Genomic DNA, 15,125 nt, shown 5'->3' on the forward strand with positions numbered 1-15,125 from the left:
AAGCTGCCCCGAGCTCGCTTAGCACCATCCTGCGGCCGCCCCCAGAAGCCACTCGTGGGCGCGTGCGACATGCGGCATCGCCAGGGTGCCGGTTCGCACGACCAGCACGTACGTCCGCAGCGGCGGCACCGCCGGCTCGTGCGGGGCGACGACGTCACCGCGCTCCAGGGCGGGCTCGCACAGGTAGCGGGGCAGCACCGCGAGCCCGGCGCCCGCGACGGCACAGGCGAGCACCGCGCGCAGGTCGGGGACGATGACCGTGCCGGAGGCCGCGGGACGGGAGTCGAAGACGGAGGCCCAGTAGCGGGAGACGAGGGGCAGCGACTCGTGCACCTCGACCACCGGGAGGTTCTCCAGCGCGGCAGCGCCCTTGCGGCGAAGCTTCCCGGTGTCGATCCGCTCCACCCACTGCGGGGCGGCGATCAGGACGTGCTCCTCGTCGCACAGCGGGGTGGCCGTGAGCAGGGCGCCGCGTGGCCGTGCGGTGCTGATGGCGAGGTCGTGGTGCCCGGCCGACAGTCCTTCCAGGACCTCCTCGGCGGTGCCGAAGGAGACGCGCAGGGTGAGTCCCTGACCGTCGTCGCCGGTCAGTTCGGTGAGAGCGGGGAGGGCTCGCTCGGCGGTGAACTCCGGGGGCCCGGCGAGGTGCAGGGAGCGCAGGGAGGACTCGTCGTCGAGGCCGGTCTCGGTGATCTCCACCAGGGCGTCGAGATGGGGGGCGGCCTTGTGGGCGAGCTCGTCCCCGATGGTCGTCGGTGTCACCCCGCGCGCCTGGCGCAGGAACAGAGGGCGGCCCAGCTGCCGTTCCAGCGTGCGGATCTGCGAGGTGACGGCCGACTGGGACAGGCCCAGCAGAGAGGCGGCGCGGGTGAAGGAGCCGGCCCGGTGCACGGTCACGAAGGTGCGCAGCAAGGCCAGATCCACGGTGTGTCCTCCTGCCTTCCCCCGTCTTTGTCCCGGCTCGGGGGCAGGGCCCAACTATAAATATGTCGATAGGTCCCTGTCGCTACTGTGATTGGACACTGACACAGAGTCAACTAGCCTTGTTCGCGCGGTTCTTCGCGCGTGGAACCGAGGACGGTCCGAGCCACGAGGGGGGAGGCTCGGACCGTCCGTCGTACGCAGGGGGACGCCACCCGGGCGTCCGTAAACCGGTCATGGCGCCGACTCCTCCAGCGCACGCAGCACATCCGCCACCAGGTCCTCGGGGTCCTCGGCGCCGACCGACAGCCGGATGAAGCCCTCCGGCACCGCGTCGCCGCCCCAGCGCCCACGCCTCTCGGCGGTGGAGCGCACGCCGCCGAAGCTGGTCGCGTCGTCCACCAGCCGCAGCGCCGCCAGAAAACGCTCGGCACGCGCGCGCGTGGGCAGCGTGAACGACACCACGCATCCGAAGCGCCGCATCTGCCGGGCCGCCACCTCGTGGGCCGGGTCGCCGGGCAGTCCGGGGTGGCGCAGCCCGGTCACCTCCGGCCTGACCCGCAGCGCCTCGGCGACGGCCAGGGCACTGGCGGCCTGCCGGTCGACGCGCAGCTGGAGCGTGGCGATGGAGCGGTGCGCCAGCCAGGCCTCCATCGGCCCGGGGATCGCTCCGGCGATCTTCCGCCAGCGTCGTACGGCGGTCATCTCCTCCCCGGACCGACCGGTGACGTATCCGAGGAGGACGTCGCCGTGCCCCGTGAGCTGTTTCGTACCGCTGGCCACGGAGAAGTCGGCGCCGAGCTCCAGCGGGCGCTGTCCGAGCGGGGTCGCGAGGGTGTTGTCGACGGCCACGAGGGCGCCACGCGCGTGTGCCGCCTCGACGAGCCGCCGGATGTCGCACACGTCGAGGCCGGGGTTCGACGGCGACTCGATCCACAGCAGCCGGGCGCCGTCGAGGGCATCGAGCTGGGCGTCGCCGCCGGTCGGGGCGGTCCGCACCTCGATCCCGTACGACTCCAGCTGGGCGCGCACCAGGGACAGCGCCTGGTAGCCGTCGCTGGGCAGGACGACAGTGTCGCCGGAGCGCAGCCGGGAGAAGAGCAGCGCCGAGATCGCCGCCATGCCGGAGGCGAACGCGAGCGTCTCCACCCCGTCCTGCCCCGGTGCCTCCAGCTCACAGATGGCCCGCTCCAGACGGGTCCAGGTGGGGTTCTCGTCGCGGCCGTAGGTGTACGGCCCGGTCGGCTGCCCCGGCAGGTGGTAGTGCGCGGCGAACACCGGGCCCGGAAGGGTCGGTTCGTACTTCACCGGCTCGGGCAGCCCGGCCCGAACCGCGCGTGTGCCCTCACCGGCGTCCTCGGGGAGGCCGCCGGTCGCGGCGGAGCCGCTCATGGCAGCCGTCCTTCCAGATCCTCGCGTACGGCGGCCAGCAGACCGACAGACGCCGCCTCCACCATTTCGAGGCACTCCTCGAAGCCGTCCCGGCCGCCGTAGTAGGGGTCGGGGACGTCGAGGTCGTCCTGCGCTGCGGGGTCGTAGGAGCGCAGCAGGCGCACCTTCCCGGCGTCCTGCGCGGTGGGCGCCAGGCGGCGCAGGGCCTTGAGGTGTCCGGCGTCCAGGGCGATCACGAGGTCGAGGCGGGCCAACCAGGACGGCTCGAACCTCCGGGCTGTGTGATCGAGGGCGTAACCGTTCTGCTCCAGGACGGAGAGGGTGCGCGGATCGGCGCCCTCGCCCTCGTGCCAGTCGCCCGTGCCGGCGCTGTCGACCTCGACCAGCCCGTCGAGACCGGCTTCCTCCACGCGCGCGCGGAAGACCGATTCGGCCATCGGCGAGCGGCAGATGTTGCCGGTGCAGACGAAACAGACGCGGTAGGTCATCGCGGGCTCAGTCCCCGTCCGGCAGGACGACGTTGAGCGCCCAGGAGACGACGGAGACGATCAGGCCGCCGCCGACCGCGGTCCAGAAGCCGTCGACGTGGAAGCTCAGGTCGAACGCGTCGGCCAGCCACGAGGTCAGCAGCAGCATCAGGGCGTTGACGACCAGGGTGATCAGACCGAGGCTCAGGACGAACAGGGGGAAGGTCAGCACCTTCACGATCGGCTTGACCAGGAAGTTCACCAGGCCGAAGAGGAGGGCGACGAGCAGGAGGGTGAAGACCTCCTTGCCCGTGTTGTCACCGGACAGGGTTATGCCGGACAGCGCCCAGACGGCGACCGCCAGGGCACCCGCGTTGGCGATCGTCTTGACTACGAAATTCTTCATGTGTCGAATCGTGGCAGAGAGATCGGCAACGGGCACCGGGCGAGGGCGGACCAATACGATGAAGGCATTCCGGTTGGACGAACTGGAGGCGGAGCGGGCCGCCAACGACGGCGCCTACCTGCAGTTTCTGCGGGAGCGGAACATGTCCGTGGGCCTGTACGCGCTCAACGCCGGGGAACACGATCCACAGAACCCGCACAACCAGGACGAGGTGTACTTCGTCGTGAGCGGCCGCGCCTCGATCACCGTCGGGATGGAGACCACCCAGGTCGCGCGCGGCAGCGTGGTGTACGTCCCGGCCGGGGTCGCGCACAAGTTCCACCACATCAGCGAGGATCTGCGGGTCATGGTGGTGTTCTCTCCGCCTGAGGCCTGACCCGGCACCCCGGGTTCCCTAGGGGATCGATCAGGGGAGGACAAGGGGCGCCGGGCCCCCGCCGGTACCCTCCGCGGACCTAGCATCGACGGCAGGACATCGGAAGCAGCCGGACTCACAGGAGTTCCGGACGGACGAGGACAAGGACGAGGGCGATGCGAGAGATCTTCGCGGGACTGCCGTGGTGGGTGAAGTGGGTGGCGGTGCCGGTCATCGCCCTGGTCGTCTTCGGCGGCCTCATAGCCAACGTCGTGGGTTTCCTGGTCTGGCTCCTGTTCAAGGTGCTGATCTTCGTGGCCCTGGTCGGCGGACTGGTCTATGTCGTACGGAAGTTCATGGCGGGGTCCTCCTCGCGCGGCGACTGGTGAGCGGCGCGGGAGACCACTGAGCGGTAACAGGAATCGCCTGTTCCCTCGGCTGGGGGAAGTTTCCCGCAGGGCCGGTTCCCGGGCGGTGGCGGACGGTTAAAGTCCGGAACTCGACGCGGGGAAGAACCCCGCGAGCGGCGTACACCCCCCTCCCGTGTCTCCCCGCACGGGCCGCCCCCTCGCGCTTCGGGAGTGACCCCTTGGCCCTGGTCGACACCGTATCCCCGGAACCACACGCACCCCCCGTCCGGCGTCCACCCGCGCCCCCGCTCCAGCGTCCTTCGGGCACGGGACTCCCCGAGCAGCCCCGTTCCGCGCCGGCGCAGCCGAACCCCGCCATGACGCTCATCGGCTCGGTGCAGCGTGCGATGCGGCTGCTGGAGTCCGTCGCAGAGCACGAGTGCGGAGCCCCTGCCAAGCAGCTCGCCCGTGAGACCGGCCTCGCGCTGCCCACGGCGTACCACCTGCTGCGCACCCTCGTGTACGAGGGCTATCTACGGCGGGACAAGGGACTGTTCTTCCTCGGCGAGGCGGCCGAGCGGCTGGCCGGCAACGGCGCCGCGCAGAAACGTCGCAGCACGGTCGCCGACACCCTTGCCGGGTGGCGTGATTCGATCGGTGCCCCCGTGTACTACGCCCGGTACCGCGACGGCGAGATCGAGATCATGTGCGTCTCCGACAGCCCGGGTAATCCGGCGGTGCAGGAGTGGGCCGACTTCCGTGAGACGGCGCACGCGCACGCCATCGGCCAGTGTCTGCTGTCCCAGATGGACGACGACGCCCGCCGCGACCACCTGGACCGTTACCCCGTTCAGTCGCTCACCCCGTACACCGTGCGTGACGACCACACCCTGCTGCGACGCCTGGAGCGGACGCGGCGCATGGAACCGGTCGTGGAGAGGCAGGAATACGCATTGGGCACGGTGTGCGCCGCGATCCCGATCACTGTGGGCGCCACGATGGCGACGATGGCCATCTCCCTGCCCGCCCGTCAGGCCGACCGGCTGCTCCCTGCGGCACGACAGCTGCAGAGCGAGATCGCGAGCAAGTTGGGGTCAATCGCGATCTCTATCAGTATGTGAAAACTCACTCCTTGTGATCTGTTGTGCACGTTCAGCAAGATGCGGTGCAGTGTCAGGGGTTGATTACCGGCCATTCGACGGCAAATGACGGGGTAACGCGATGCGCGAGTCCGTACAGGCAGTTCAGGCAGAGGTCATGATGAGCTTCCTCGTGTCCGAGGAGCTCTCGTTCCGCATCCCGGTGGAACTGGGCTATGAGTCGCGCGATCCCTACGCCGTACGGCTCACCTTCCATCTGCCCGGTGATGCCCCGGTGACCTGGGCCTTCGGGCGCGAGCTGCTCATCGACGGGGTGGGTAGGCCGTGCGGGGAGGGGGACGTACGGGTCTCGCCCGTGGACCCCGATGTGCTCGGTGAGGTGCTGATCCGGCTTCAGGTGGGCGGTGACCAGGCGCTGTTCCGGTCCTCGGCGGCTCCCCTGGTGGCCTTCCTGGACCGTACCGACAAGCTGGTCCCGCTGGGCCAGGAGGGTGCGCTCGCCGACTTCGACGCCCATCTCGACGAGGCGCTGGACCGGATCCTCGCCGAGGAGCAGAGCACCGGCTGACAGTCCGACGGCCGACGCTGGCGTAACGCTTCGCCAGGGGGTGGGGCCATGCAGGAACGCTTCTTCTTCAGGGGGATGCGAGCGCCTTAGGGCGCCCGCATCCCCCTCTGTGCCTGGTGCATCTGCCTGCAGTGCATGCGTGCCGCTGCCGTGCCGCCGCTGTGCCCGCACGCGCCGCCTCAGTGCTTGCGCCGTCTCCCCCGGCCGCCGCGGGGCTGGGTGGCCTGGTCGGCCGCCGGCGCTCCCGCCGGTGCGGCCGCGGCCGCCGAACCCGGTTCCGGGCGGTCGGCCGCGACCACGAGGGCCGCGAGGGCCGTGGTGACCGGCACCGACGCCACCAGCCCGATCGAGCCCACGAGGGTGCGCACGATCTCCTCGGCGACCAGCTCGCTGTTGGCGACCGTGCCGACGCTGCTCTGCGCGATCGAGAAAAGCAGCAGCAGCGGCAGGGCGGCACCGGCGTAGGCCAGGACGAGCGTGTTCACCACGGACGCGATGTGGTCGCGGCCGATCCGGATGCCGGCCCGGTACAGCCCGCGCCGGCCCATCGCCGGGTTGGCCTCGTGCAGCTCCCAGACCGCCGACGTCTGGGTGACCGTGACGTCGTCGAGGACACCGAGCGAGCCGATGATGATCCCGGCCAGCAGCAGACCGCTCATGTCGATCGACGGGTACAGACCGTGGATCAGACCGGTGTTGTCGTCCGTGTTGCCGGTGAGCGCGGCCCAGTCGACGAACCAGGAGCCGAGCAGGCCGATCAGCATCAGCGAGATGAGCGTGCCGAGCACGGCGACGGATGTTCGGGCCGACAGGCCGTGGCACAGATACAGGGCGATCAGCATGATGGCGCTGGACCCCACCACGGCCACGAGCAGTGGGTTCGAGCCCTGCAGGATCGCGGGCAGGATGAAGAAGTTCAGGATCAGGAAGCTCGCGGCGAGCGCCACCAGCGCCATGACACCGCGCAGCCGCCCCACGACCACGACGGCGACCGCGAAGATGACGGCCAGCACCGTCATCGGGATACGGCGGTTCACATCGGTGACCGAGTACTGCAGGTCCTTCGGTGCGGAGGGCTCGTAGGCCACCACGACCTTCTCGCCCTGCTCCAACTGTCGTGACTGGTCCGGCTGGACGATCTCGGTGAACGTACGGCCCTTGTCGTCGCCGGTGTCCACGCGGATCGTGGCCTTCTTGCAGGTGCCGTTCGCCTGCTGTACGGCGGAGGAGCCCTCGGCGGTGGAGGTGTCACCGGTCGGGGTGCCACCGGAGGAGTTCACCGACTGGCAGCTCACGCTGACGACCTTGGTGACCGTGGCGTGCTGCGTCTGCCGGTCGAAGCCGACCCCGGTGCGCTCGTGCGGTGGGGCACCGCCGGGCCACAGCACCACGAGCCCGACGAGCACCGCGGCTGCGAACGGGATGAGGATGGCTCCGATGACCTTGCGGAGATGCTTGGAGACGGGCGCGGCCGGACCGTGGCTGTGGCTGTGCCCGTGCGACTGCCCGTGCCCGTGGCCGTGCCCGCCCCCGGAACCGGTGCCGTGTCCGCCGGTGTGACCGCCGCCATGGCCGTGCTGATGCCCGGAGTTGGGGCCGTCGCCGGGACCTGGAGGTGACCCCTGCCCCGGCCCATGGCCGTGCCCGACATCGTGACCGCGGTCGAAGCCGCTGCTGAAGGCACGGCCGTCCTCGCGCCCCGGACCGCTTCTGAAGTCGCCGCCCGGACCGCTTCCCGGGCCGCGTCCGAAGCCGCCCCCGGAGCTGCTTCCAGGACGGTTTCCGAGGCCACCGGCGGGACCGTTGGCAGGGCCGCCAGTGGCGCCCGGCCTGCGAGGGGGCTCGCCGGGCGGATACGGGGACTGGTGTGTCGTGGTCACCGCCCGATCATCGCAAGAACGGCAGAGGCCCACTGTTCACCGCGCCACACATGACGCTAGCGTGGAGCCACCTTTGCACACGCGGGAGCTCGGAGCACCGGGCTGAGAGGGCGCTGACCTCCGTCTTCGCGATGTTTCACGTGGAACGTCACCACAGCGAGTGATGTTTCACATGAAACGTCGACAGACGGTAGCCGCTGCGTCGACCGCCGAACCTGTTACCGGGTAATGCCGGCGTAGGGAGTAGGTCTCATGACCAACAAGGACGCACGCACGCCTGCCTTCACGCAGTACGCGGCCGACGGAGACACGGCCGACGAGACCAGCGAGAAGACCGGGAAGTCCATCGGCTGGCACAAGGGGTACATCGAGGGCGCTCGCCCCGACCTGCGTGTGCCGGTCCGTCAGGTGCACCTCACCAACGGGCAGTCCGTCACGCTGTACGACACCTCCGGCGCGTACACCGATCCGCTCGTCGACACCGACGTACGCAGGGGCCTGGCGCCGCTGCGCGAGAACTGGATCATCGCCCGTGGTGACACGGAGGAGTACGCCGGTCGTCCGGTCCGTCCCGAGGACGACGGCATTAAGCACACCTCGCCGCGCGGCGGACTGCGTAATCTCGACGCGGTGTTCCCCGGGCGGCCTCGGCTGCCGAGGCGCAGCCGGGACGGCAAGGCCGTCACCCAGCTCGCGTATGCGCGCCGGGGGGAGATCACGCCCGAAATGGAGTTCGTGGCCATCAGGGAGAACGTTTCTCCCGAGGTGGTGCGTGAGGAGATCGCGGCGGGTCGCGCGGTGCTGCCGGCCAACGTCAACCACCCGGAGATCGAGCCGATGATCATCGGCAAGAGGTTCCTGGTGAAGGTCAACGCCAACATCGGCAACTCGGCGGTGACGTCCTCCATCGAGGAGGAGGTGGAGAAGATGACCTGGGCGACCCGCTGGGGCGCCGACACGGTCATGGACCTGTCCACCGGCCGCAACATCCACACCACCCGCGAGTGGGTGCTGCGCAACTCCCCCGTCCCCATCGGCACGGTGCCGCTGTACCAGGCGCTGGAGAAGGTCGACGGCAGGGCCGAGGAACTGACCTGGGAGATCTACAAGGACACCGTCATCGAACAGGCCGAGCAGGGCGTGGACTACATGACGGTCCACGCGGGCGTGCGCCTCGCGTACGTCCCGCTCACCGCCAACCGCAAGACCGGGATCGTCTCGCGCGGCGGCTCGATCATGGCGGCCTGGTGCCTGGCGCACCACAGGGAATCGTTCCTGTACGAGAACTTCGAGGAACTCTGCGAGATCCTCGCCGCCTACGACGTCACGTACTCGCTGGGCGACGGCCTCAGGCCGGGCTCGATCGCGGACGCCAACGACGAGGCGCAGTTCGCGGAGTTGCGCACGCTCGGGGAACTCAACACGATCGCCAGGCGTTTCCACGTACAGACGATGATCGAGGGCCCGGGCCATGTCCCGATGCACAAGATCAAGGAGAACATCGACCTTCAGCAGGAGATCTGTGATGAAGCTCCGTTCTATACGCTCGGCCCGCTGACGACGGACGTCGCCCCGGCGTACGACCACATCACCTCCGGTATCGGTGCCGCGATGATCGCCTGGTGGGGCACGGCCATGCTCTGCTACGTCACGCCCAAGGAACACCTGGGCCTGCCCAACCGCGACGACGTCAAGACCGGTGTCATCACCTACAAGATCGCAGCCCACGCGGCCGACCTCGCCAAGGGGCATCCCGGTGCGCAGGAGTGGGACGACGCACTGTCCGACGCCCGCTTCGAGTTCCGCTGGGAGGACCAGTTCAACCTGGCCCTCGACCCGGACACGGCACGCGAGTTCCACGACGAGACCCTGCCCGCCGAACCGGCCAAGACGGCTCACTTCTGCTCGATGTGCGGGCCGAAGTTCTGCTCGATGAAGATCAGCCAAACCATCACGGAGCGGTTCGGTGGTGCGGTGGCTGAGGGCGTGTCACCTGAGGACATCGCCGAGGGGATGCTCCAGAAATCGAAGGAGTTCGCGGCGAGCGGGAACCGGGTGTACCTGCCACTGGCGGATTAGTTCGCAGCCCCACCGGGCGGCTCGCGCCTCATGGAGAGTCGCGGGCCGTCCTGCTCCGCCGGGCGGGGCGTCGTTCATCGGTCCTGCGGATACCAGCGGAGCTCCACGGTGTTGCCGTCCGGGTCCGCGACGTAGACCGAGGTGGCGGTGCCGCGTGCGCCGAAGCGCTGGACCGGGCCTTCGAGGACCGTGAAGGATCCCGACGAGATGAACTCGTCCCAGTCCAGGGGGTCGACGGTGAGACATATGTGGTCGACGTTCGATTCGCCGCGTGGTCGGGCGACCAGGTCGACGATGGTGTCGGGGGTGATCCGTACCGACGGGAACGGGACCTCGCCGGCCCGCCATGCGGCGACACGGACCGGTTCCAGGCCGAGGCGTCCGGCGTAGAAGTCCAGGGCCCGCTCGACGTCGCCGACGTTGAGGACCAGGTGGTCGAAGGCCTTCACGCGCAGAGAGGTCATGGGAGCTTCCTTGGCTGTCGGGTGTGGGCTGCGGTGGACGCCTCTCACGATCCGCCGACGGGGATACGCCATCAAGACGGGATCTGCATACGATCGTTGAGTGTGACTGAACGAAACGGGGGACCATGCTGGAACGGGTCGAACTCGAGGCCTTTCTGACGCTGGCCGAGGAGCTGCACTTCGGCCGTACCGCCGAGCGTCTGCGGGTCACGACGGGACGGGTCAGCCAGGTGATCAAGAAGCTGGAGCGGCGGATCGGGGGCACGCTGTTCGAGCGGACCAGCAGAACCGTGCGCCTCACACCCGTCGGACGGCAGCTGGCCGATGAGCTCGGCCCCCTGGTCGCCGGGATGCGAGAGGCGCTGCGCCGGGCCGCCGACGCCAGTCGCGGTGTCACGGGAGAACTGCGGGTCGCCTTCCTCGGCGAGGTGACGGCACCCGCGCTCCTGAAAGCGGTCGCCCTCTTCGGCGAGCAGCATCCCGAGTGCCGGGTCGAGATACGGGAGGTCCAGTTGTCCAACTCCCGTGCGAGCCTCCTCGACGGCTCGATCGACGTGCTCATCGCCTCGTACCCCTTCGACGGGATGGCCCGTGGGCCCGTCATGCTGACCGAGCGGCGGATGCTCGCGGTCGCCGCCGGGCATCCGCTCGCCGGCGAGGAGTCGGTCTCCGTCGAGGTGCTGGCGGACCACCCCGTGGTGCAGTACCCGGAGGTGACGTCGGCGGGGTTCAAACGGGACCGCACCCCCGACCGCACCCCGTCGGGCAGACCCGTGCCGAAGGGGCCGTCCGGAGGGTCCTTCTCCGAGATGCTCACGCTGGTCGCGATGGGCAGAGGCGTCCTCCCGGTCGGAGAACACGCCCGGCGCTACTACCCCCGGCCGGACGTGTCGTACGTGCACATGTACGACACACCACTGATCGAACGGGGACCGGTCTGGCGGGAGGGAAACACCACGCAGCGCGTTCGCGAGTTCGTACGGGCCGCCGCGGACGTCGCGGAGAGGGCGCCGATCCGCCTCGGCACAACCGAGCGTCCCGGTGCCACCGAACGTCCCGGGGTCACCGAACGCCTCGGCGCGCACGGCTCGGAATCAGGGGTGTCGGTGCTTGACTGAGTCCATGAACGCGGGATCCATGAGCAAGGGCGCGAACCTGCCGGTCGACTCTCCCGCCGTAAGGGCGGAGCTCAGCTGGTCCGAGGGGCCCGGAAGGCCGGACGTCGACGCCTCGGCACTGCTGCTGACCTCCGCCGGGCGGGTGCGTGACGACGGTGACTTCGTCTTCTACAACCAGCCGCGCCATGCCTCCGGCGCCGTCACCCACCTCGGCAAGCAGCGGGCCGGCGGGGTCATGACCGACACGGTCCAGGTGGACCTCGGCGCGCTGGAGAGCGCCGTCACACGGGTCGTGCTCGGTGCGTCGGCCGACGGCGGCACCTTCGGGCAGGTGGCCGGGCTGACGCTACGGCTGCTCGGCCCGGACGGGCGGTCCGAACTGGCGCGCTTCGAGATGCGGGCCGAGACCGAGACGGCGTTCATCTGCGGCGAGCTGTATCTGCGAGAAGGGCGCTGGAAGTTCCGCGCGGTCGGCCAGGGGTACGCCTCCGGGCTCGCGGGACTGGCCACCGACTTCGGGATCACGGTCGACGAGGAACCGGCCGACGCGGGCGCCACGTCGCCGCCGCCTTCGTCGGCCACCGCGTCGCCGACGCCAATGCCGGCCACAGCCCCGTCGCCGCCGCAGTCTCCCCCTCAGCCCACTTCAGCTGCGCCACCTCCCGGCCCCCGCCTGATCAAGGGGGAGGAGCGGCTCCCCGTCGACATGCGCAAGCGGCTCTCTCTGCGCAAGGAGCAGGTCGCCGTCAGTCTGAGCAAGCGGGGGGCCGCGGGCGTCCGCGCGCGGGTCGTGCTCGTGCTGGACGCCTCCGGTTCCATGGCGTTCCTGTACTCGCGCGGTGTGGTGGCGGACGTCGTGGAGCGGATGGCCGCGGTGGCGGCGCAGCTCGACGACGACGGCGAGATGCAGGCCTGGACGTTCGCCAGCAACCCCGCCCGGCTCCCCGATCTCCGTCTGGCCGAACTCCCCGAGTGGCTGCGGCTGCATGTCCGGGTGGGCGAGATCAGCCTGTTCCGCCGGGGCAAGAAGCCCCGCAAGGGGTTGGAGGCCGGTCAGGTGGACATGCGGGCGGTCGGCATCCAGAACGAGGAGCAGAAGGCGATCGCCGAGGTCAGGGCTTATGTACGGGAGAATCCCACGAGCCTGCCCACGCTCGTGCTGTTCTTCTCCGACGGCGGGGTCTACCGGGACGCGGCGATCGAACAGGAGCTGCGCGCTGCGGTGGAGGAGCCGGTCTTCTGGCAGTTCGTGGGGCTCGGCCGGTCCCACTACGGCGTCCTGGAGCGGTTCGACACCCTCCCCGGCCGGCGTGTGGACAACGTCGGCTTCTTCGCAGTGGACGACATCAGCTCCGTACCGGATCAGGAACTCTACGACCGGCTGCTGTCGGAGTTCCCGTCGTGGATCACCGCGGCCGGACACGCCGGCATTCTCTGAGCCGCGCGCGAGCATCACGTCGTACGACCATCACATCGCCGAACAACCACCCCCACCGATCGGCTTGCGCTCCCCGACCCCAGGTATGCGGGGGCGCAAGCCGAGCGGCTATTCCGGCTGGTGTTCCGGGCCGCCGAAGTCCGGGCTCGTGTAGTCCGGGCTGGTGAAGCTCGGGCGGGGGCCGGCCGCGGGGCCGTCGTCGGGGCTGGTGAAGCCCGGACGGTCGTACCCGATCTTCGGCAGGCGGCCGGTGGGGGCGGGCGGGGCTGGTTCGGGGGACAGGGCGCTCGTGCTCTGGTTGGCGAGGGCCTTCTGCAGGAACGGCAGGATGCCCCGCTCCAGCAGAGCCTCCCGCCAGGCTTCCCTCGCCCGGTCGACCTCGTCGCTCAGTTCGCCGTACGCTCCCGCCTCCAGGGAGGGACGGTTGCGCAGGGCGGTGAGCAGCAGCCCGACGGTGGCGACGAGGATCGCCAGGGCGGCGATCGCTCCGAACGTCCATCCGACGTTGAGCATGGCGTGGGCGGCCGTCCGATCGGAGTCGACCGCCATGAGGAGGTAGCCGACCAGCAGGAAGATCACCGCAGCGGTGCCGGCGAGGACGGGGGTGAGCACGGCGGCGACGGCCACGGCGCCAGCCCCGGCGGCCTCGGCGGCCTGCGCGGCGTCCCCCATGGAGGTGGCGAGCCCCATCGCGCCCGAGCCCGGCTCCCCCGAACCGGACTCACGCGGGGACGACGGGGTGGACGGCGCCGGGTGGCGCAGTTCCTCGCGGACCTTTATGTAGTGCTGGTACTCGGTCGCCGCGGCCGCCGTGATGAGCGCGGAGGCGTTGAGCGCCATGGTGCGCAGCTGTTCGGGATTGAGCCGCTGGCCCACAGCGGCCAGCTCCGGGTGGTGTGGTGCGGAGCGCAGCGCCTCGTCGAGGACCCGCTCGTACTCCTGGCGGTCCTCACTGTGCAGGTGCTGCGGAACGCTGTTCATGTGCATCCCCCGATGCTCCGTAGGGCTTGGGGCTCGCATGCCAACGAGCCGTCGGGCAGAAACGGAGGGGAGCCTGCTACGGATAATGCGATGGTAGAGCGGCGACGGCCTGCGGTGACAGGGGGTTTGACGAAATTGGCCCCTGGCCTGCGCCGCCGCCGACCGCCTTGCAACGGGGTGCGCCGGCCGAGCGAGCGCTTGGACAGCCGCTTCTGAACGCTCAGTCGTCCAGCGGCAGTTGCTGGACCAGCAGCTTTCCGGCCATCGTCACGCCGCCGTCCATCGCGATGGCCAGTCCGTCGGCGTAGACGTGCGGTCCCTCGACGTGCGGGCCGCCGCCGTTCTCGTCCTCCTCCTCGGAGCCGACCTCGCCCAGCAGATACGGGATCGGGCTGTGTCCGTGAACGATACGGGTGCCGCCGTACGTATCGAGGAGGGAACGGACGGCGTCTGCTCCACCTTCGTCCCGGAAGGAGAAACGCTTGGTGAACTTGCGGAAGAGATCCCACACCTCGTCCGCGTCGTTGCGCGTGATCGTCTCGCGGACGGTGTCGTTCACCGCCTCGATCGAGTCCCCGTAGTCGAGATAGGCGGTGGTGTCGGAGTGGACGAGGAGATGGCCGTCGACCTCCTCGACGGCGTCGAGGCGGGCCATCCACTGCAGGTGGTGGTCCTGGAGGCGGTCCATGTCGTTCTTCTGGCCGCCGTTGAGCAGCCAGGCCGCCTGGAAGGTGGCGGTGCCCGCGCCGGAGTTGACGGGAGTGTCGCCGAACCGCTTGGCGCCGAGCAGGAGCAGCTCGTGATTGCCCATGAGGGCCTTGCAGTAGCCGCCCGCGGCCGCGGCCTCGGCGGACAGCCGCATCACGAGGTCGATGACGCCGATGCCGTCCGGGCCGCGGTCGGTGAAGTCGCCGAGGAACCACAGCCGGGCGGTGCCCGCGCACCAGTTGCCGGCCTCGTCGATCAGGCCCTTCTCCCGCAGTGCGGCCAGCAGTTCGTCGAGGTAGCCGTGTACGTCGCCGACGACGAACAGGGGTCCCGGGCCGGTCGAGGGCTGCGGTGCGGCGGCGGGCGCCGGGTCCACGGCCACCTGCAGGGTGTCGCCGCGCTTGATGACCGGCAGATCGCGCTGCGTGGGCGTGTAGCCCTCCGGGTGCTCCAAGGCGTCCTCCCGGGCGTCCTCCAGGGGCGGCGTGGCGTTGCCCGGATGCGTGTTCTGGTCGTACGGACCGGTCTCGTGCACGTAAGCGGGTACCCGGAAGTCGCGCAACGTCGCCGTCCGCTCCGCCTCGGGTCCCTGACCGGCCCCCTGAGTCATCAGACCCCTCCACCATCGCGCCGCAGCTGCACTCTGCGGGCTGCTTGGTCTCAGCGGCCCGCGGTGCCGTGGGCCCATCATAGGAATGCGGATCGAGCCGTGTGATGACCCAGGGGTGGTGAATCGGAGCAAGGCTCCTGTTCATCGCGGCTTTCGCCCCGATTGGGCCGGGCTTCGGCAGCCCGCACACACCCGGCGCACACCACACTCATACGCGCCGGGTCCCACCGATGGGGCGGAGGACCGGTTTCCCGGGGCGACGCCGGATGTCCGGACGGCCCGGCCGTT

General features: G+C 69.9%; 15 protein-coding genes and 1 riboswitch. Of the genes, 7 read left to right on the plus strand and 8 right to left on the minus strand.

All coding sequences use genetic code 11. The features are described 5' to 3' along the window. Positions 1 to 18: 18 nt before the first annotated feature. From ACLZN2_RS09675 to ACLZN2_RS09690, 4 genes are all read right to left on the minus strand, one after another. Positions 19 to 924 (minus strand): LysR family transcriptional regulator, encoded by a 906-nt coding sequence (locus ACLZN2_RS09675; RefSeq protein WP_416977950.1) that lies wholly within the window; start codon positions 922 to 924, stop codon positions 19 to 21. Between the two features lie 231 nt (positions 925 to 1,155). After that, positions 1,156 to 2,313, minus strand: a complete 1,158-nt coding sequence (locus tag ACLZN2_RS09680; RefSeq protein WP_416977951.1) for a cystathionine gamma-lyase — start codon at positions 2,311 to 2,313, stop codon at positions 1,156 to 1,158. Beyond that, a complete protein-coding gene (locus ACLZN2_RS09685) occupies positions 2,310 to 2,801 on the minus strand; it encodes a low molecular weight protein-tyrosine-phosphatase (protein ID WP_416977952.1) in 492 nt (163 codons plus the stop codon). Before ACLZN2_RS09685 ends, ACLZN2_RS09680 begins: the two co-directional genes overlap by 4 nt. Before the next feature lie 7 nt (positions 2,802 to 2,808). After that, on the minus strand, positions 2,809 to 3,186 hold the full coding sequence (locus ACLZN2_RS09690; protein ID WP_416977953.1) for a phage holin family protein: 378 nt from the start codon (positions 3,184 to 3,186) through the stop codon (positions 2,809 to 2,811). 58 nt (positions 3,187 to 3,244) lie between these two features. Between ACLZN2_RS09690 and ACLZN2_RS09695 the strand changes: the two genes are divergently transcribed. The 4 genes from ACLZN2_RS09695 (at position 3,245) to ACLZN2_RS09710 (ending at position 5,559) form a co-directional block, all read left to right on the plus strand. Then, positions 3,245 to 3,562, plus strand: coding sequence for a cupin domain-containing protein (locus ACLZN2_RS09695; RefSeq protein ID WP_416977954.1), 318 nt, complete (start codon positions 3,245 to 3,247; stop codon positions 3,560 to 3,562). Positions 3,563 to 3,717: 155 nt separating this feature from the next. After that, complete coding sequence (locus ACLZN2_RS09700; RefSeq protein WP_359275750.1) at positions 3,718 to 3,930, plus strand: DUF5326 family protein; 213 nt, start codon at positions 3,718 to 3,720, stop codon at positions 3,928 to 3,930. A 338-nt stretch (positions 3,931 to 4,268) separates the two neighbouring features. Next, positions 4,269 to 5,012, plus strand: coding sequence for an IclR family transcriptional regulator (locus tag ACLZN2_RS09705; protein WP_416977955.1), 744 nt, complete (start codon positions 4,269 to 4,271; stop codon positions 5,010 to 5,012). A gap of 100 nt (positions 5,013 to 5,112) precedes the next feature. Beyond that, positions 5,113 to 5,559, plus strand: coding sequence for an SsgA family sporulation/cell division regulator (locus ACLZN2_RS09710; RefSeq protein WP_059202881.1), 447 nt, complete (start codon positions 5,113 to 5,115; stop codon positions 5,557 to 5,559). A gap of 179 nt (positions 5,560 to 5,738) precedes the next feature. On the opposite strand, the gene ACLZN2_RS09715 is transcribed toward ACLZN2_RS09710, so the two are convergent. After that, on the minus strand, positions 5,739 to 7,439 hold the full coding sequence (locus ACLZN2_RS09715) for a YibE/F family protein (protein ID WP_416977956.1): 1,701 nt from the start codon (positions 7,437 to 7,439) through the stop codon (positions 5,739 to 5,741). Between the two features lie 71 nt (positions 7,440 to 7,510). Further along, positions 7,511 to 7,699: riboswitch (TPP riboswitch) on the plus strand. On the opposite strand from ACLZN2_RS09715, the gene thiC reads away from it, so the two are divergent. Further along, complete coding sequence (gene thiC / locus ACLZN2_RS09720) at positions 7,692 to 9,518, plus strand: phosphomethylpyrimidine synthase ThiC (protein ID WP_416977957.1); 1,827 nt, start codon at positions 7,692 to 7,694, stop codon at positions 9,516 to 9,518. It overlaps the preceding riboswitch by 8 nt. A 74-nt stretch (positions 9,519 to 9,592) precedes the next feature. Here the strand turns inward: thiC and ACLZN2_RS09725 are convergent, their stop codons facing one another. Then, positions 9,593 to 9,982 carry a VOC family protein gene (locus ACLZN2_RS09725; RefSeq protein WP_416977958.1) on the minus strand — a complete coding sequence of 130 codons (390 nt, stop codon included), beginning with the start codon at positions 9,980 to 9,982 and terminating at the stop codon, positions 9,593 to 9,595. A gap of 125 nt (positions 9,983 to 10,107) precedes the next feature. Here ACLZN2_RS09725 and ACLZN2_RS09730 point away from each other — a divergent pair, with 125 nt between their 5' ends. Both ACLZN2_RS09730 and ACLZN2_RS09735 read left to right on the plus strand, forming a co-directional pair. Next, positions 10,108 to 11,100, plus strand: a complete 993-nt coding sequence (locus ACLZN2_RS09730) for a LysR family transcriptional regulator (RefSeq protein WP_416977959.1) — start codon at positions 10,108 to 10,110, stop codon at positions 11,098 to 11,100. A gap of 4 nt (positions 11,101 to 11,104) precedes the next feature. Then, positions 11,105 to 12,538 carry a VWA domain-containing protein gene (locus ACLZN2_RS09735; protein WP_416977960.1) on the plus strand — a complete coding sequence of 478 codons (1,434 nt, stop codon included), beginning with the start codon at positions 11,105 to 11,107 and terminating at the stop codon, positions 12,536 to 12,538. A 108-nt stretch (positions 12,539 to 12,646) separates the two neighbouring features. On the opposite strand, the gene ACLZN2_RS09740 is transcribed toward ACLZN2_RS09735, so the two are convergent. Continuing rightward, positions 12,647 to 13,525 carry a hypothetical protein gene (locus tag ACLZN2_RS09740; RefSeq protein WP_416977961.1) on the minus strand — a complete coding sequence of 293 codons (879 nt, stop codon included), beginning with the start codon at positions 13,523 to 13,525 and terminating at the stop codon, positions 12,647 to 12,649. 214 nt (positions 13,526 to 13,739) lie between these two features. Further along, positions 13,740 to 14,837 (minus strand): metallophosphoesterase, encoded by a 1,098-nt coding sequence (locus ACLZN2_RS09745; protein ID WP_416977962.1) that lies wholly within the window; start codon positions 14,835 to 14,837, stop codon positions 13,740 to 13,742. Positions 14,838 to 15,125: the final 288 nt, after the last annotated feature.

This window comes from Streptomyces sp. T028, from assembly GCF_048159505.1.
Lineage (GTDB): Bacteria > Actinomycetota > Actinomycetes > Streptomycetales > Streptomycetaceae > Streptomyces.